This is a genomic window from Streptomyces zinciresistens K42, assembly GCF_000225525.1.
Classification (GTDB): domain Bacteria; phylum Actinomycetota; class Actinomycetes; order Streptomycetales; family Streptomycetaceae; genus Streptomyces; species Streptomyces zinciresistens.
Window position 1 is genome coordinate 20084 of the sequence record NZ_AGBF01000055.1, and the last position, 17901, is coordinate 37984.

At 73.1% G+C, this 17901-nt stretch carries 14 protein-coding genes; 5 read left to right on the plus strand and 9 right to left on the minus strand.

The features are described 5' to 3' along the window. Positions 1–8: 8 nt before the first annotated feature. From SZN_RS17530 to SZN_RS17545, 4 genes are all read right to left on the minus strand, one after another. Positions 9–1445, minus strand: coding sequence for a GH1 family beta-glucosidase (locus SZN_RS17530; protein ID WP_007496807.1), 1437 nt, complete (start codon positions 1443–1445; stop codon positions 9–11). 98 nt (positions 1446–1543) lie between these two features. Further along, positions 1544–2467, minus strand: coding sequence for a carbohydrate ABC transporter permease (locus SZN_RS17535; RefSeq protein WP_007496809.1), 924 nt, complete (start codon positions 2465–2467; stop codon positions 1544–1546). Positions 2468–2479: 12 nt separating this feature from the next. Then, positions 2480–3472, minus strand: a complete 993-nt coding sequence (locus tag SZN_RS17540) for a carbohydrate ABC transporter permease (RefSeq protein WP_007496811.1) — start codon at positions 3470–3472, stop codon at positions 2480–2482. Between the two features lie 150 nt (positions 3473–3622). Beyond that, positions 3623–4933: an ABC transporter substrate-binding protein gene (locus SZN_RS17545; protein WP_007496813.1), complete on the minus strand. Its 1311-nt coding sequence runs from the start codon at positions 4931–4933 to the stop codon at positions 3623–3625. A gap of 301 nt (positions 4934–5234) precedes the next feature. On the opposite strand from SZN_RS17545, the gene SZN_RS17550 reads away from it, so the two are divergent. Beyond that, complete coding sequence (locus SZN_RS17550; RefSeq protein ID WP_007496815.1) at positions 5235–6260, plus strand: LacI family DNA-binding transcriptional regulator; 1026 nt, start codon at positions 5235–5237, stop codon at positions 6258–6260. A 103-nt stretch (positions 6261–6363) separates the two neighbouring features. On the opposite strand, the gene SZN_RS17555 is transcribed toward SZN_RS17550, so the two are convergent. From SZN_RS17555 to SZN_RS17565, 3 genes are all read right to left on the minus strand, one after another. Next, the gene (locus SZN_RS17555) at positions 6364–6927 is read right to left on the minus strand and encodes a hypothetical protein (RefSeq protein WP_007496817.1); all 564 of its coding nucleotides are present in this window, start codon (positions 6925–6927) and stop codon (positions 6364–6366) included. A 389-nt stretch (positions 6928–7316) separates the two neighbouring features. Next, positions 7317–7976, minus strand: coding sequence for an NADPH-dependent F420 reductase (locus SZN_RS17560; RefSeq protein ID WP_007496819.1), 660 nt, complete (start codon positions 7974–7976; stop codon positions 7317–7319). A 293-nt stretch (positions 7977–8269) separates the two neighbouring features. Continuing rightward, positions 8270–8920, minus strand: a complete 651-nt coding sequence (locus tag SZN_RS17565) for a TetR/AcrR family transcriptional regulator (RefSeq protein WP_279627027.1) — start codon at positions 8918–8920, stop codon at positions 8270–8272. Between the two features lie 253 nt (positions 8921–9173). Between SZN_RS17565 and SZN_RS17570 the strand changes: the two genes are divergently transcribed. From SZN_RS17570 to SZN_RS17580, 3 genes are all read left to right on the plus strand, one after another. Next, positions 9174–11063 (plus strand): RICIN domain-containing protein, encoded by a 1890-nt coding sequence (locus SZN_RS17570; RefSeq protein ID WP_007496822.1) that lies wholly within the window; start codon positions 9174–9176, stop codon positions 11061–11063. A 509-nt stretch (positions 11064–11572) separates the two neighbouring features. Then, positions 11573–11803: an SDR family oxidoreductase gene (locus tag SZN_RS41455; protein WP_007496824.1), complete on the plus strand. Its 231-nt coding sequence runs from the start codon at positions 11573–11575 to the stop codon at positions 11801–11803. 161 nt (positions 11804–11964) lie between these two features. Continuing rightward, on the plus strand, positions 11965–14121 hold the full coding sequence (locus tag SZN_RS17580) for a SpoIIE family protein phosphatase (RefSeq protein ID WP_007496825.1): 2157 nt from the start codon (positions 11965–11967) through the stop codon (positions 14119–14121). Positions 14122–14148: 27 nt separating this feature from the next. Here the strand turns inward: SZN_RS17580 and SZN_RS17585 are convergent, their stop codons facing one another. Together SZN_RS17585 and SZN_RS17590 are read right to left on the minus strand one after the other, a co-directional pair. Beyond that, positions 14149–15336, minus strand: coding sequence for a beta-ketoacyl-[acyl-carrier-protein] synthase family protein (locus SZN_RS17585; RefSeq protein ID WP_050815083.1), 1188 nt, complete (start codon positions 15334–15336; stop codon positions 14149–14151). A gap of 407 nt (positions 15337–15743) precedes the next feature. Continuing rightward, the gene (locus tag SZN_RS17590; RefSeq protein WP_007496829.1) at positions 15744–16628 is read right to left on the minus strand and encodes an NAD-dependent protein deacetylase; all 885 of its coding nucleotides are present in this window, start codon (positions 16626–16628) and stop codon (positions 15744–15746) included. 366 nt (positions 16629–16994) lie between these two features. Here SZN_RS17590 and SZN_RS17595 point away from each other — a divergent pair. Further along, the coding region (locus tag SZN_RS17595; RefSeq protein ID WP_007496831.1) for a MerR family transcriptional regulator at positions 16995–17901 on the plus strand (907 nt) is incomplete at its 3' end.

The following is a 17901-nucleotide window of genomic DNA, read 5'->3' on the forward strand; positions in this document are numbered from 1 at the left end:
GGACCCCGTCAGGCGGGCAGGACGCCGCTGCGGGCCACCTCCGCGTACCAGCGGGCACTCGCCTTCGGGGTGCGGGTGCCCGTCGGGTAGTCGACGTAGACCGTTCCGAAGCGCTTGCTGTAGCCGTGCGCCCACTCGAAGTTGTCGAGCAGCGACCACAGGAAGTAGCCGCGCACGTCGGCGCCGTCGGCGATCGCCCGGTGGACCGCGGCGAGGTGGCCGCGCAGGTAGGCGATGCGCCCCGGGTCCTCCACCCGGCCGTCGGGACCGGCGTAGTCGTCGAACGCCGCGCCGTTCTCCGTGACGACCAGCGGCAGGCGGGGGAAGTCGTCCGCGAGCCGGCGCAGCAGGTCGTACAGGCCCGTCGGATCGACGGCCCAGCCCATCGCCGTGGTGTCGCCCGGCGGCTGGTGGAAGGCGACCCTCTCCGCCGCGGGCCACGGACTGTGCGCGCTGTCGCCGTGGCCGTCGGAGGTGTGGCTGCCCGCGCCGCCCGCCTCGGAGACGAGGGTGGGCGTGTAGTAGTTGACGCCGAGGAAGTCCAGCGGCTGGTGGATCCGCCGCAGATCGCCGTCGCGCACGAACGCCCAGTCGGTCAGGCCGGCGGTGTCCTTCAGCAGGTCCTCCGGGTACTCGCCCCGCAGCATCGGGCCGGTGAACACCCGGTTGGCCAGCGCGTCGATCCGGCGGACCGCGTCGGCGTCCCCCGGGGCGCCGGTCAGGGCCCGCACCTGGTGGATGTTGAGGGTGACCGAGCACTGCCCTGCCGAGGGCAGCCGGTCGCGCAGCGCCTCGACGGCCATGCCGTGCGCCAGGTTGAGATGGTGCGCGGCGCGCAGGGCCGCGACCGGATCGGTCCGGCCGGGGGCGTGGACCCCGGAGCCGTACCCCAGAAAAGCGCTGCACCAGGGCTCGTTGAGGGTCGTCCAGGTCGTCACGCGGTCGCCGAGCGCGTCGGCCGCCAGGGCCGCGTACTCGGCGAACCGCTCGGCCGTGACCCGCTCGGGCCACCCCCCGGCGTCCTCCGACTCCTGCGGCAGGTCCCAGTGGTAGAGCGTGGCGACCGGCCTGATGCCCTTCGCCAGGAGGTCGTCGACCAGACGCCGGTAGAAGTCGAGGCCCTTCTGCACCGCGGGCCCGCGCCCGGTGGGCTGGATGCGCGGCCAGGCGAGGGAGAACCGGTACGCGCCCAGGCCGAGTTCGGCCATCAGGGCGACGTCCTCGCGCCAGCGGTGGTAGTGGTCGGTGGCGACGTCGCCGGTGTCGCCGTTGCGGACCCGCCCCGGCGTCCTCGCGTAGGTGTCCCAGATCGACGGGGTGCGGCCGTCCTCGGCCGCCGCCCCCTCGATCTGGTACGAGGCGGTCGCGGAACCCCAGAGGAAGCCCTCGGGGAAGGTGCGGGCGCCGTCCTGGCCGGGCTCGCCCTGCTGTGCAGCGATGACCACGTGAGTCCTTTCGGAAGTCGAGCCGATCGCGGGTCGCGCGAAGGGCTGACACGGATGGTGCGGGGCCCGGCGGTCCTCGGCCGGGCCGGTGTACGGGCTCAGCCCTTGACGGCGCCGGCCATGATGCCGCTGACGATCTGCCGTCCGAAGACGACGAACATCGCCAGCAGGGGGAGTGTGCCGAGCAGCGCGCCCGCCATGATCAGCGACTGGTCGCGGACGTACCCGGCACTGAGCTGGGTGAGGGCGACGGGCACGGTCGGATTGGTCATGTCGAGGACCACGAACGGCCAGAAGAAGTCGTTCCACGCGTGCACGAACGTGATCATGAACAGCACCGCCATCGCGGGCCGCGCCACGGGGAGGACGACGCTCCAGAAGATGCGCAGCGAGTGCGCCCCGTCCACGCGCGCGGCCTCGACGAGCTCGTCCGGCAGCGCCTCCGAGAGGTACTGCCGCATGAAGAACACCCCGACCGCGCTGACCAGCGTGGGGAAGATGACGGCGGGCAGCTCCTGCGTCAGCCCGAGGTCGGACATCATGATGAACAGCGGTACGACGCCGAGTTGGGGCGGCACCATCATGGTGCCGATCACCAGCATGAGCAGGGCGTTGCGCCCCCGGAACCGCAGTTTGGCGAACGCGAAGCCCGCGAGGGTCGCGAACAGCACCGTGGACAGGGCGATCACCCCCGCCACGATCAGGCTGTTGAGCATGGCCTTGCCCATGGCCGCCTCGTCCCACGCGCGGGCGAGGTTGCGGAACAGGTTGGGGCCGGGCAGGAACGGCGGCGGGGTCTGGCTGACCCGGGTGTTGTCGGTGGACGCCGCCACCATCGTCCAGTAGAGCGGGAAGACGGACACGATCGCCATGACGGCGAGCAGGACGTAGGCGAGCGGACCCGCGTGGTGCTGGCGGCCCGCACCCGGGCGCAGGAGCCGCCGGCCGCGGCGTCGTCGGGGGATCCCGGCGTCCGCCCGGACCGGGAGGTCGGCGCGGACCGGAAGACTGTTGACGGTCATGGGGGCTCCGGATCAGGACGTTCGGGGACGCAGACGGCGGAGCAGGCGCTGCGCCGCGAAGACGACGACGAGCAGCAGGAACATCGCCCAGGCGACGGTCGCCGCACGGCCCATCTGGTAGTTCTTCCAGCCCTCCTCGTACAGCAGCAGTCCGAGCGTCTGGTACTGGTTGTCCGCGCCGCCGGTGACGCCGTTGGGGCCCTGGCCGAAGATCAGCGGCTCGCCGAACAGCTGGGTCGCGCCGATCGTGGAGAGCACGATGGTGAACACGATCGTGGAGCGGATCCCGGGCACGGTGACCTGGGTGAACTGCTTCCAGCGCGAGGCCCCGTCCAGGGAGGCCGCCTCGTAGCGCTCGGCCGGGATCGCCTGCATGGCGGCCAGGTACAGCAGCGCGTTGTAGCCGGTCCAGCGCCAGATCACGATGGTCGAGATCGCCGTCTGGGCGCTCCACCTGCCCGCCTCCCAGTCCAGCGGGCCGACGCCGACCGCGCCCAGCATCCAGTTGATCATGCCGAAGTCGCGTTCGTAGAGCATCGTGAAGACCAGGGCGGCCGCGCCCACGGAGGTGGCGTACGGGACCAGGGACGCCACGCGGAAGAACAGCGAGGCGCGCATCCGGTAGTTGAGCAGATGCGCCAGTCCGAGCGCCATCAGCAGTTGAGGCACCGTGGAGATGACGCCGATGGTGAACGTGTTCTGCAGCGCGTTCCAGAACCGCGAGTCGTTCACGAGGGCCACGTAGTTGTCCCACGCGACCCACTCCATGACGTCGAGGGTGGCGAGCTCCACCCTGTTCAGGGAGATCCACGCCGTGTAGACGAGGGGGTAGAAGCTGAACGCCGCGAAGACGACGAAGAACGGCGCGACGAACGCGTACGGCGCGCCCTTGAGGTCGAGCCGGTGCAGCAGCGCACCGCGCCGGCGCACCGGGCCGCCGCCCGTCGCGGGGGACGGGCCCGCCCGCTCCTCGCCGGCCAAGGCGTTCGTGGTGGAGGTGACCACCGGATTTCCTTCCTGACAGCGGATGGTGAGCCGGGCCCCGGGCACGCCCGCGCTCGGCGGACGCGCCCGGGACGGGGGCCGGCCAGTGCCGCGGAGGGCGGGGTTCGCCCGTCGGGGGACGGGGCGAACGTGGCCCGCCGCGGCACCAGGTCAGCCGACCGCCTTCTCGATGCGCTTCGAGGTGGTCTGCCACGCCTTGTCCCGCGCGGTGCCCTGCTCGACCAGCGTCAGGCCCTGGGAGAAGGTGTCCTTGATCGTGCCGTCCTTGCGGCCGAGGACCTGCTTGTCCGGGATCTCCTGCGCGGCCATGCCGAAGATCCGGCCGATCGGCGCGCCACTGAAGTACCGGGAGGTGAGGTTCTTGACCTCGTCGGTTCCCAACGCGGCGCGCGAGGAGGGGAAGTTGCCCAGCTTCTTGAAGATGTACGCCTGCTGCTCCGGCGCCGTCAGCCACGCCACGAGCTTCTTCGCCTCCTCCTTGACCGGGCTCTTCTCCACCACGCCGAGGAAGGAGCCGCCCCAGTTGGCGCCCTTGGGGGCGCTGGCCACGTCCCACTTCCCGGCGTTCTTCGGGCCCGCCTTCTGGCTGATGTGGCTCAGCATCCACGCCGGGCAGACCGCGGTCGCGAAGGTGCCGTTGGCCAGGCCCGGGTCCCAGCCCGGCTGGAACTGGCGGAGCCTGGCGCTCAGCCCGCCGTCGGCGGAGTCGGCGGCGAGGTTCCACGCGTCCTTCACGACCGGGTTCTTCGCGTAGATCAGGCCGCCGTTCTCGTCGTAGTACTGCTGGGGGTAGCCGTAGACCATGGCGTTGAACAGGCCGCTCGCGGAGTCCATGTAGGCGACCTTGCCGCCCTTGAAGTCCTTCTTGAAGGTGCGCCCGACCTCGACGTACTTCTTCCAGTCGCCCGCCCAGAGCCTGCCCACCGCCTCCCGGTCCGTGGGCAGCCCCGCCTGCCGGAAGTAGTCCTTGCGGTAGCAGACGGCCATCGGGCCGCTGTCGGTGCCGAGTCCGAGGACCTTGCCGTCCCCGGCGGTGATCTGGGACTGCTTCCAGGGCAGGAAGTGGTCGGTGCCCTTCACGCCCGAGAAGTCCGCGAACTTCGCGGCCTGGGTCTCGGTGACCTCCTTGGCCCGGCCGATCTCGATGCCCTGGATGTCCTTCAGGCCGTTGCCCGCGGCCAGCCGGGTCTGGAGCGCCGTGTAGTACGTCTGCTCGTCACCGGCTATCTCGGCCTTGATCGTGACGCCGGGGTTCTCCTTCTCGTACCGCTCCAGCAGGCCCGACTCCTTGTAGCCCATCACCCCGTACATGCCCATGGTGATGACGACCTCGCCGTCCTTCTTGCTGCCGCCGGTGACCGAGTCGCCACCGCCGCCGCAACCGGCGACGAGCGCCAGCGCGGCCACGGCCGCGGCTGCCGCCGCCGGCCTCTTCCCGAGCGTCGTTCCGAGACTGCTCATGAATCTCCTCCCAACGGCCGGCGCAGACGTGTCGGGCGGACACGAACGCGGTGACCGCAGCGGCTTCGGTGAGTGGTGGGAACGTACCCACTTGAGGGTGGGAACGTTCCCATCGATGGGGAGCAGACTCACCGCAAGCGGACCCGTCTGTCAATGACTTGAACGCGATCCGCGCCGGGAGCCGGGTCCGCGTGTGCGTCCTTCGTGGCGGACGCGCCGCGTGGCCGATCTCGGTGTCTGCCAGAATTGGCGCTGGTCATCCACGCGGTGCACGCTGCCGCGGCTTGAGGGAGGGGAGCGCATGGCTGGAAACCGCCGTCCGACGATCAAGACGGTCGCCGCCCGTGCCGGCGTCGGCCGGACGACGGTGTCCCGGGTCGTGAACGGCTCGCATCTGGTCAGCGCCGACGCCCGGTCCCGGGTCCTGGCCGCGATCAGGGAACTCAACTACGTCCCCAACTCGGTCGCCCGCGGCCTCGTCACCAGCCGCACCGACGCCGTCGCCCTGGTCATCCCGGAGTCGGCGAGCCGGCTCGGCTCGGAGCCCTTCTTCGCCGCGCTGATCAGGGGCGTCAGCCAGGCGCTCGCCGACCGCCGCACCCAGCTCCAGCTGATGCTCGTCCGCGACCAGGCCGAGCGCGAGCAGCTGACCGAGTCGGTCGCGGAGCGCCGGGTGGACGGGGTCCTGCTGGTGTCCGTGCACTGTGACGACCCGCTGCCCGCGATGCTGGAGGAGATGGGGCTGCCCACGGTGCTGGCAGGCCGCCGCGACGCGGACGAGCCGCTGAGCTACGTGCACGCCGACAACGCCGGGGGAGCCGCCGACGCGGTCCGCCATCTGCTGGGCCTCGGCCGCACGAAGGTGGCCACCATCACCGGACCGCTGGACATGGACGTCGGCCGCAGCCGTCTCCAGGGCTGGCGGACGGCCCACCGGGAGGCGGGCGTGCCCGTACGCGAAACCCTGGTGGAGGCGGGCGACTTCAGCTGGGAGAGCGGCCGCGACGCCATGCGTTCGCTTCTTGAACGTGTCCCGGACCTGGACGCGGTGTTCGCCGCCTCCGACCTCATGGCGATCGGCGCGCTGGAGGAACTGCGCCGCCGGGGCCGGGAGGTGCCCGGCGACGTCGCGGTCGTCGGCTTCGAGGACTCCCCGCACGCCCGCTGGACCAACCCGCCCCTGACCACCGTGCGCCAGCCGGTGGAGGAACTGGGCGGCGCGATGGTCCGCATCCTCGCCAACATGACCGAACCGGGCGGGCAGCGGCAGCAGTTGATGCTGCCGACGGAACTCGTCGTGCGCGAGTCGTCGGGGAGGCGCGGCTAGCCGCCGGGCGGGAAGGCGGGCGGGCGCCGGGCCGGGCGTGCCGGGCACGGCGCCGCCCGCCGCGCCCGGTCCGTGACGACGGAGCGCCGCCCGCTCCCGGTGCCTACGGCCGCTTTCCGGCGTCCTTCACCGACGTCGGCCCCAACTGCCTGGCGCCGGCGTACTCCGGCATCGTCATCGGCTTGTCGAACAGGAAGAACGACTGGTTCGTGCCGACCGTGAACTCCATGTACGCGCCCGTCGTCGCGTCGAAACCGTAGTAGGCGTTGCAGGTGGAACCGGACGAATACGTCCCGTCCATGCCGGGCTGGGCGAGCACGGCGACCCCGTTGTCGGAGGATTCCACCTTCTCCGTGGGCGTGAGCATCTTGCAGCGCGGCACCGGCAGGCCCTTCATCACGAAGTACCCGTACTCACCCCTGGCGTTCTGGATGTAGACGTACGAGAGCTTGCCGCGCTTCCCCCACGTCCGCACCCACTGGTTGATCGCCTCCCGCGTCGGCGAGTACGCCATGCGGCCCGCGGGCTGCCGGGCGACCAGACGGTCGTAGTTCGCCTGCTTGGCCTTGTTCTCCTTGTCCTGGCTGGAGTCGGTGCACGAGGTGAGGGCGAGGCCCACCACGAGCGCGCCGACGCCTGCCAGGGTCCTGCGTGCCGACCTCTTCATGCTGTGCCGCCCTCTCTTCCCGGGTGCGTGGGACTTGCGCGGGGGATCAGCCGGTGCACGTCGTGCGCTCGGCCGCGGCGTCCAGCCGGTACGGCAGGCCCCTGTCGCGGAAGGGTGCCCGACGCTCCTGGACCCCGCCCCCTCGCGCATCTGCCCCGTGGCTCCCCTCGACGGTGGCTCCGCGCCGTGGAACCACCTCCCGGGTACGAGGACACGGCACTCGGCGAAACGGTTCCGGCACCGGGGAGGGCGGCAGGGGCCGGGCCCGGGGGTTCACCCGCGCCCGCCGTCGGGCGCGGGCCGGCCCGCCCCGGAAGAGGGCGGTCACCCCTCGCCCTCGGACCGGACGTGACGGAGCGCGGTCTCCGGCTCGCCCGCCGGCGGCCGGTTCAGGCGCGGAACTCCGCCCCCCTTTGCGGTGACGCGTCCGCGAGCGCCTCGGCCACCCCGGCCGCGCCGGCGCGCAGTCCGTACACCGGGGTGCCGGGCTGCTGGCGCCAGGAGTCGTCGACTCCGCCCGCGTCGACGGTGTCGAAACCGATCTCCTCGATCAGGTCCCGCACCCGGCGCTTCGCCGCCTCGTCGTCCCCCGCCACGGGCAGCGCCATCCGGTCGGAAGCGCCCTGCGGACGGGCCCGGTCCAGGATGTCCAGCGCGTAGGTGCCGTTGAACGCCTTGATGACGGCGTGCCCGATCTGACGCTCCGTCCAGCGGCTCTCGGTCAGGCCCTCGTCCTCGATCGCGCCGATCCTCCCGTCCCGGCGGGGATAGTAGTTGCCGGTGTCGATGACCGCGACGCCCTCGGCCGCGCCGTCGAGCAGCCCGGACGGCAGGTCCGGTACGGCCTTCAGGGGGACGGTGACGACGACGATCTCGGCGCCGCGCGCCGCGTCCTCGGCGCGGACCGGGGTGGCGCCGGTCTCCCCGGCCAGGTCCGTGAGGGTCTGCGGGCCACGTGAGTTGGCCACGGAGACGTCGTGGCCGAGCGCGGTGAGGCGGCGGGTGAGGTTGCCGCCGATGTTGCCGGCTCCGATGATGCCGATCTTCATGACTGGCCTTCCGGTCGAGGCTCGTGACCACGGCTGCAACCTCGGCGCGCGCACGGTTGTTCCGAACCGGTTCCGCGGACGGGAGCCGTCACGCGTCGCCGGTCGCCCGCCGCGGCCACGCGCGGGGCGATGTCCGGCCCGACGATGCAGAGCCGGGTGCGGCCCCGCACCGAGCAACGCCGCGGCGGGGACGCGTGCCACCCGACCGGCGGCTCACCGGGCGGACACCCGCGCCCTGGACCGCGGCACTCGGCTGGTGGGCGGCGGGCCCGCGGGCGGGCGGCGCTCCGTCCTCACCCCGGCGGCGTCAGGCTCGCGAGGATCGAGTCGATGACCAGTTCCGTGGCGGCCGCCATGTCGACCGCGCCCGGGTCGAGGAGCCACTGCACCTGGAGGCCGTCCATGACGGCGATGACCGCGTTGGCGGCGTGCCGCGCGCGGGCCGACTCCGCTTCCCCGGGGCCCAGCCCGCAGGTCTCGGTGAGCGCGTCGGCGACGAAGGCGCGCAGCCCGGCGTAGCGGTCGCGGAAGTACTCCTGCGCGGGGTGGTTGTCGGTGACGGACTCGGCGGAGAGCACGGCGTACAGACGGACGATGCCCTCGCGTTCGGCGTTGCGGCCCGCGGTGTCCACGAGGTGGCGCAGGAACCGCAGTCCGCGCGGTCGCTCGGTGCCGAGCTGTTCGATGTCGGTGTCGTCGCGCAGTTCCAGCACGCTGGTCAGCAGGAGCGACTTGGAGCGGAAGTAGTGCAGCACGCCGGCCTGGGTCAGCCCCGCGCGGTCGGCGATCTCGGCCAGGGAGGCGTTGTTGTAGCCGCGTGCCGCGAAGGTGTCCATCGCGATGTGCAGGATGTCCTGCTGTCTGCGCCGGGCCTGCGGGCTGCGCGGGACGCGGGGCCTGTCGCGGGCACGCCGTGCGGTTCCGCCTACCGACTGGTCAGTCACCCGGCCCACCCTACGCGTCCCGCCGCGGACACGAATGATCTTGTCGCTCTCTCCTTCGATGTGATGCAAACCACTTACTAAGTGTTTAGTAGGTGTGCTTTCATGGCGCCGTTCAACCGCCCCGCCGCACGGACGGCCGGGCGGCATGAGTGCACCACCCCTTCGAACCCGGCCGCCTCCCCGCCTCCCCTGACACGCGGCGAGAGGGCCGGTGCATCCCCCACGCGCCACCGACCGAAGGAGAGCCGCACCCGTGTCACTTCTCTGGAGAAACCGCTCGCCACGGGCAGGGGCCGCCGCTGCCCTGGCCCTGGCCCTCGCCGCCACGGGGCTCGGCTTCCTGAGCGGCGGCCCCGCGCGGGCGGCCGACCCCGTCGCCCAGGTCTGGGTGACCACGGGGGACGGCGCCCGCAAGCTCAGCTCCGACGGCACCCTCGCCTTCGCCGGCACACCCCAGGGCGTGGACCTGCGGATCGACGGCAACCAGCGCGGCCAGCGCTACACCGGCGCCGGCGCCTCGGTCACCGGCGCCTCCGCGCGTCTCATCCAGCAGCTGCCCGCGGACCGGCGCGCCGAGCTGATGCGCTCGCTGTTCTCCACCGCGGGCGACGGCATCGGCCTGAGCTATCTGCGCCAGCCGCTGGCCAGCACCGACTTCGACGCCTCCAACGACCCGTACTCCTACGAGGACACCCGCGGCCGGTTCACCATCGAGCGTGACAAGCGGGAGATCATCCCCGTCGTCAAGCAGGCCCTGGGCGTCAACCCGGCCATCCGCTTCATGGGCACCCCCTGGTCCCCGCCCGCCTGGATGAAGACCGGCAACTCGCTCAACGGCGGGAGCCTGCGGACCGAGAACTACGGGGACTTCGCCGACTACCTGGTCAAGGCGATCAAGGCGTACGGCCAGGAGGGGATCAACCTCTCCGACCTCACGGTGCAGAACGAGCCCGAGAACCCGACCAGTTACCCCTCGATGGCGATGACCCCGGCCCAGCAGGCCGACTTCGTCCGGATACTCGACCAGCGGCTCGCCGCCGCCGGGCTGCCGACCAACATCCTCGCCTTCGACCACAACTGGAACAACCCCGGCTACCCGCTGGAGGTGTTCTCCCGCACCAGCGGCATCAACCGGGTCATCGGCGCCGCCTTCCACTGCTACGGCGGCAACCCCTCAGCCCAGCAGCAGGTCTACAGCACCGGCAAGCGGGTCTTCTTCACCGAGTGCTCCGGCACCGACAGCGACAACACCGCCAACACCTTCCGCGACAGCCTGCGTTGGCAGGCCGAGAACCTCGTCGTGCAGAACATGCGCAACGGCGGCGAGACCGTGGTGACCTGGAACCTGGCCCTCGACCAGAACGGCGGCCCGCACCAGGGCCTGTGCGGCACCCGCTGCAACGGCGTCGTGGAGATCGCGGGCGGCAACGTCAACCGCGGTGCCGAGTACTACTCGCTCGGCCACATCAGCAAGTTCGTCAAGGTGGGCGCGACCCGGATCGGCTCGACCAGCCAGGGCGCCGGCGGCATCCAGAACGTGGCGTTCCAGAACCCCGACGGCACCCGCGTCGCCTATGTGGTGAACACGGGCGGCACCCAGCGGTTCTCGCTCACCGACAACGGCCGCTCCCTCGCCTACACCCTGCCCGCCGGCGCGGTCGCCACCTTCGTCTGGAACCCGTCCGGCGGCGGTGAGCCGGCCGGCCCGATCGACACCGGCGCCTGGTACCGGGTGGCGAACACCAGCAGCGGTGCCTGCCTCGACGCCACCGACTGGGGCACCGCCAACGGCACCCTGCTCCAGCAGTGGACGTGCGGCGACGGCGCCAACGAGAAGTGGCAGTTCCGCTCCACCGGTGACGGCTACTACCAGGTCGTCAACCAGTTCAACAACAAGTCCTGGGACGTGGACGGCGGTTCGGGCGCGACCGCGGACGGCACCAAGGTGCATCTGTGGGACTACGTCGGCGGCACCAACCAGCAGTGGCGTGCCGAGTCCGTCGCCTCCGGGCAGTACCGCTTCGTGGCGCGGCACAGCAACAAGTGCCTGGCGGTGGACGGTTCCTCCACGGCCGACGGCGCCAAGCTGTCCCAGCAGACCTGCTCCGGGTCCGCGGCGCAGACCTTCCGGCTGACCTCCTGACCCGTCCGGCCCCGGCTGGTTCCGCCTGATACCGCGTGGTTCCCTTTCCGCCGGCCCGCGGCCCCGCCGCCCGCCCTCGCGGCGCGCGACGGGGCCGTACCGCGTGCTGCCGGACCAAAGGACGGTCCTCAACGTTCCGGTTCGGGGGCCGCCCGGCCGGTCACGGGAGCGTCCGGGGCGTGGCCGTCCGAGGGCCGGGGCCGCCGGACGCCCGCGAGCACGGGGCGACGTCCTCGTGCACCACACCGGTGTCATGCCTCTGCCACCGCTGGTCACGGAGTGTACGGAGGACCGGGACCGGATGATCGACGTCAAGGTGCGCGGCGCCCTGCACGGCGTCGCGGCGGCGCTGCCCCTGACGAAGGCCCGGGGCCGGTCACCTCGTCACCGTCGCCTCCACCCTGGGCCACGGGGTGGTGCCCACAGCCGCCGTCCGCGGCGCCGCCCAGTACGCGGTGCGGGCGATCGCGAAGGGCGTGCGCAAGGAGAACGCCTAGGTCCGGGCGGCCGTGGTCAGCCCCTCCTCCACGGAGCCGGAACTGATCCAGGGCGGCGGCCCCGGCACCATGATGTGGGTCCGGGGGACTGCCGACAGGCTCGCGCTCCCCGCGTCGGCCCTCGCGGACGCCGTCGTGTACGCGGCGGGCCATCCCGGCGACGTCGACCTGGAGGAGGTGGTGATCCGCCCGGTCCGCGACGCCGGGGTCCGAGCCGCGGCACGGCCCACCGCCGGCCGGTGACGCGCCCGCGCCCCCGGCCCGCGCACCCCGGTGCGTATCGCCGGTGTGTGCGGAGAAGGCGACGGTGTTATTCAATGAGGTGTGCGGTGCGGGAACTCGGGCCCTGTCGCACGGACCGAGTACGGCCCCGGTGCCGCGCCGCGGATTGTTGAGGGAGTCGCATGGGCTCCACACCGTCCCCTTCGTCCTCTTCGGCGTTCGACCTGGTCAGCCGGGCCCTGGGCCGCTACATCCCGAGCGATGAAGCGGCCGGCGGCCCCGCCGGCACCCAGGGCGGTCACGGCACGGCCCACCCCGTTCCCGACAGTCCCGGCTCCGGCCACCAGGAGCAGATCCTCGGCGCCGTGAACCTCAGCCGCGACCTGGTGATCACCCGGCGCAATCTCGACGCCCAGGTGTTCGCCGGCCTGGGCGCCGACCCCGGGAAGCCGTTCGTGGAACTCCTGCCGCCCTGGGACGTACCGACGGTCACCCGGCGGCTGCGGCAGGTGGTGGAGACCGGCGAGGCGCACGTCGCGCGGATCCAGCGGCTGCGCCGCGCCGACGGCTCCGAGCTGGTCGTCTCGCTCAGCATCCTGCCCGCCGCGGCACCCGAGGAGGGCCTGACGGTCTCCATGATCGCCATGGCCACCCGGCTCCACCTGTACGCCGCCGAGACCGCCATCGGCACCTCCCTGGACGTCGGCGAGACCTCGCAGTCGCTCGCGGAGTCCCTGCTGGCCTGGGGAGACGTGGCGGCGGTCGATCTCGACTTCGCCGTGTGGACGGGGGAGGGGGTCACCGGCCGGGCCAAACGCCGGATCAGACTGCGCCGGGCGGCCCTGGTGCCGGACCGGGCCTGGCCCGAGGGCTACGCGACCCCGGGCGACGACCTCCCCACCGACGCCAGCCGCCTGCTGGCGCAGGTGGTGCTGCGCGACGACGCCCCGCAGGCCGTCGTCCTGCCCGACCGGGACGCGATCGAGCGGGTCCTCGACAGCCCGCGCGCCCTGCGCGCCCTGGTGCCCGTCGACCGGTCGGCGGCCGTGGCGTGCATCCCCCTGGTCCTGGACGGCGCGCCGCCGGTCGTCCTCGGCGTGGCGGAGGTCTGGCGGCGCGCGGACTGCCCGTTCCGCGACAGCGAGCTGTTCGACCTCCAGGAACTGGTGGCCAGGACCGCCCACCACGTCGACCTGGCGCGTCAGCACCAGCGGGAGCACACCCAGGTCCTGGCCCTGCAACGGCGGCTCCTGCCGCGGACCGGGGGCGACACCGTCCAGATCGCCAGCGTCTACCACCCGGCCACCCCCGACAGCGCGGGCGTCGGCGGCGACTGGGTCAACAGCTTCCCGCTGCCGGACGGCCGTACCGCGCTGGTGGTCGGCGACGTCGTCGGGCACGGCCTGGGAGCCGCGGCCACGATGGGCCAGCTGAGCATGGAGGCCCGCGCCCTGCTCTCCGCGGGCCTCGCGCCGGACGAGGTGCTGGAGCACCTGGACGAGACGGTGACGCTGCTGGACGATGCGGAGTCCGGTCTCGCGGCCGGGTACAGCGCCCTGGGCTCGACCTGCTGCATCGCCCTCTACGACCCCGTCAGCCACCAGGTCGCCCTCTCCAGCGCCGGGCACCTCCCGCCGGTCCTGGTCACCCCGGACGGCCGGGCGAGCCTGCTGGCGCTGCGCCCCCACCCCGGCCTGGGGGCCGAGTTCGCGCTGCGGGAGCCGTTCGACGTGCACACCTTCCTCGCGCCGCCGGGCTCCCTGCTCGCCCTCTACACCGACGGTCTGGTGGAGGACCCCGCGCTGCCCATCGACGAGGGCATCGAGCGGCTGGCGCAGGCCGTGGCCGGTGTGCATCCCTGGGACGCCCTCCAGCGGGCCGCGCGGCACGTCGTGTCCGCGCTGGCCCCCGCGCGCCAGCGCGACGACGTGACCCTGCTGCTGGCGCGCATGATCGGCTACCGCAAGGGGGACACGGCGACCTTCCGGCTGCCCGCCCGCAACGACGCGCCCGCCCGCGCCCGGGGGCAGGTGGACGCCCTGCTGCGGCGGTGGCGCATCCGGGAGGACACCCGCGACACCGTGCTGCTGCTGGTCAGCGAGCTGGTCACCAACGCGGTCCGGTTCGCCGCGGGACCCGTCACGGTACGGCTGATCAGGGCCGGCGACGGCCTGCTGTGCGAGGTGGGCGACACCGGCAACGGCAGGCCGCGGCTCCGGCGCGGCGACCTCCTCGCCGACGGCGGCCGCGGCATGAGCGTCGTGCACCGGCTCACCACCCGCTGGGGGGTGCGCTGGACGGACACCGGCAAGGTGGTGTGGGCGGAGGTCGAGAAATGACGCGCCGCGAGCACGGCGCGGCCTGTTCTACAGCCACTCGCCTTCGAGCGCGGTGGCCGTGAGGCCCGGGGCGGCCGCGTACAGGACGGCGCGATCGCCCGGCTTCTGCCTCCCGGCGTCTTGGGCCCGCCGCAGGATGTCGAAGACGGCGGCACCCCCGCGGTTGCCGCTGGTGTAGCTCGCGCGGCTGTGGTCCAGCAGCCCCGACGGCCAGGTGTCGGGCATCGTCTGCTCCATGTACTCCAGCACCCGGGTGCCGCCGGGGTGGGCGAGGAGCACGTCGGGGTGCCAGGAGCCCGGGTCCTCCCGGTAGCGCTCGGCCAGCCAGTCCCACATGGCCGTCACCGTCTGCTGGACCGCGCGCGGCCCGCGCCGGTCCATCACGAAGTGGGTGCCGTCCGCCCGCGTCTCCAGCCGGTGCAGGTCCCGGGTGCCGGGCAGGGTGTGGTGCCAGGCGGAGTCCAGGCGCAGCAGCGCCTGGGGCCTCGGGCGGCCGGTGACCACCGCGGCGACCGCGGTGTCGGCGAAGAGCAGCCGGACGATCAGGGACTCCAGGGTGTCGTCGGCGCTCTGGTAGGTCGTGCTCAGCGCCTCCGATATGACGACCAGGACCACGCGGTCGGGGTCGGCGGCCACGAGGTCGGCCGCGAGCGCGAGGGAGCGGGTGCCCGCGATGCAGGCCCACTGCGTGGCGGGCAGCAGCATCACGTCGTCACGCAGCGGCAGCCGGTCGGCCAGCGTCACGTCCAGTCCGGGCAGCGCGGGCGTGGTGGAGTGACTGGTGATCAGGCAGTCGACGTCGGAGGCGTCCAGCCCGGCGGCCTGCAGGGCCCCGCGCGCCGCCCGCTCCCCGTACGCCTGGACGGCCTCCCAGGCCGGTGCCGTGCGCTCCTGGACGGTCTGCGCCGTGGGCAGGGCCTCCAGGGAGGCGATCACGCGGTCCACGTCCTGTTGGCTGAACCCCTCGCGCAGGAGCGCCTGTTGGGCCGGCCCGGTGCCGGCGCCGCGCAGGGCGCCGCCCCGGCCGGGCGCGACGGCGCTCTCCAGCGGCAGCATCCAGCCGCGGCTCTCGATGCCCGTACCGGCCGCGATGGAACCGATCCGCGGCGCCCACGCCGCCTGCGGGTGGCGTGCGCTCACCTCCGCCACGATCTCGCTGGTCTTCACGGCGTGCTCGCCGTGGATCACGGCGGGCGGGCACAGGTAAGCGGTCATGTCGGGCACCTTTCTGCGGGAAGCGAGGCCGGACGTCACGACCGCCGTGTCCTGGACCACTGCGGCACGGCGCATCCAAGTCGATGCCTCTGCGCTGTACTTCGGGATTTCTGCGTCCGCTTCGAGAATGAACCCCAAAAGGACATTTGCGCAGTGACCTGGGTAACGTGGATATTCATCGCGATATGTGAAACGCCGCACAGTGGCACGCGAGCGGCGGCCGGGTCGAGCGGGCCGGACGTGCTGTCAGCTCGCGAGGGGGGTTGGAGTGCGCGGCGGTCGCCCCCCGGTCGTGCCGCAGGTGAACGTCGTCGCCGCGGCGCGGAGTTCGCATCCCGGTGGGGTGGGATGCGGTAACTGCGGGCGCGGAGAAGGTATCTGACGTCTCGTCAGGTGAGGGGCGGGGGTCAGTCGACCTGGACGCCCAGGCGCTCCGCGAGGGCGGTGAGGGTCGCCCCCAGAGGAAGGGCGACCCGGGTGACGGCGTGGCGGTCGCCGCGGGTCGGGTCCCGGTTGATGATCAGCACCGGCTTCCCCGCCTCCGCCGCCTGCCGGACGAACCGAAGGCCGGACATCACCGTCAGCGAGGAGCCCAGGACCAGCAGCGAGGCGGCCTCGCGGACCAGCGCGCGGCAGTGCGCCACCCGCTCAGGGGGGACGTTCTCGCCGAAGAACACCACGTCGGGTTTGAGGACGCCCCCGCAGCGCGCGCAGGGCACCACGCGGAAGTCCCCGACCTGCGCGTCGCTGAGATCGGCGTCACCGTCCGGGTTGACGGCCGAGGCCACCGGGTCGAACCCGGGATTGGCCTCCTCCAGGCGCTCGGCCAGCTCACGACGCGCGCTGAAGGTGCCGCAGGCCAGACAGACGACCCGCGCCAGGCTGCCGTGGAGTTCCACGGCGCCCTCGCTGCCCGCGGCCCGGTGCAGTCCGTCGACGTTCTGGGTGATCACCCCGGTCAGCAGTCCCCGGCGTCCGAACGCGGCCACGGCCCGGTGCCCGGCGTTGGGGCGGGCCCGGCCGAACGTACGCCGCCCGAGCTGGCTGCGCGCCCAGTACCGGCGCCGCGCGCGGGCGCTGGCCGTGAACTCCTGGTACGTCATGGGCGTGTGCCGGTTCAGACTCCCGCCCTCGCCCCGGTAGTCGGGGATGCCCGATTCCGTGGACAGGCCCGCGCCGCTGAGCACGAGGACACCGCCGCCGCCGAGCGCCTCGGCGACCGGCTCCGGGTCGGTGGTGCCCGGCGGCCAGTCCTCGGCCGGGCTCCAGAGGAGCGTGGGACGCATGCGCATGCCGTCAGGGTACGCACGGTGCCGGCGGCCGTGCCCCGCCCCCGGGGACGCGCGGTCGCCGCCACCCGGTGAGGCGGCGGCCGGGGCACCCGCCGCCGGGTGCGCTCCCGCGGGCCGGGAGCGCACCCGGCCCGCGCGACCCGGCCGGGACGGGGTCCGGCCCGCGCCCTTCTGCGGTGTGCAGGCGGCCCGCCTGGGGCTGGCCGCATGGCCGGCCCGTTGTTCTGCGGGGCCCTCGCGCCCGTGCGCCGTTGCCGACGGTCGGTCCCTGCGGCGGGTTGGTGTGGGGCCGGTTGCGGACTGCCGTGCCGCCCCGCGCGCCAAGGGCCTTGCACCTCCAGTCACTGGAGGCGGCACAGTGGGCGCATGGACGACACGACCCTCTGCTCGATCGGGGAGCTGTCCCGGCGGACCGGACTGTCCGTGCGGACGATCCGGTTCTACTCCGACTCGGGAGTGGTGACGCCGGCCACCCGGAGCCCCGCCGGCCACCGGCGCTACGACCGCGGCGCACTGCCGCGCCTGGAACTGGTACGCACCCTGCGCGAGTGGGGCCTGGACCTGCCCACGATCCGCCGGGTCCTGGACCGCGAGCTGTCGCTGGCGCGGGTCGCCGCTGCGCACGCCGACGCGGTCGACGTGCAGATCCGGGCGCTGCGACTGCGCCGGAGCGTGCTGCGCGCCGTGGCCGGGCGCGGATCGAGCCCCGAGGAGACCCTGCTCATGCACCGCCTGACCCGCCTGTCCGGCGAGGAACGCCGACGGCTCGTCGACGGCTTCCTGGACAGCGCCTTCGGCGCCGACACCGACACCGACACCGACACCGGCGCCGCCGGGACCGCCGCCGCGGCGATGGCGCGGGCCGCCGCCCCGGACCTCCCCGACGATCCCACCGACGAGCAGGTGGCCGCCTGGGTGGAGCTCGCCGCGCTGGTCGGCGAGGAGGACTTCCGGGCCCGCTTGCGCCGAGCGGCCCTGCGCGAGGCGGCCGGGCCCGGACCCGGCGTCGAACGCGAGGCGGGCGAGGAGCTGATGGACCACGCCCGCCGCGAGGTCGCGCGGGCACGGCAGCTGGACATGGACCCGGCCGGCGACCGGGCCGCACCGATCGTGGACGACCTTGTACGCCGCTTCGCCGCGCGACTGTCCCGCACCCCCGACGCGGCGTTCCGGGCCTGGCTGGCACGGGAGTTCGCCGCCGCGCACGACCCCCGGGTGGACCGGTACTGGCGGCTGGTGTGGATCGTCAACGGCTGGCAGGTCGTGCCCGCCC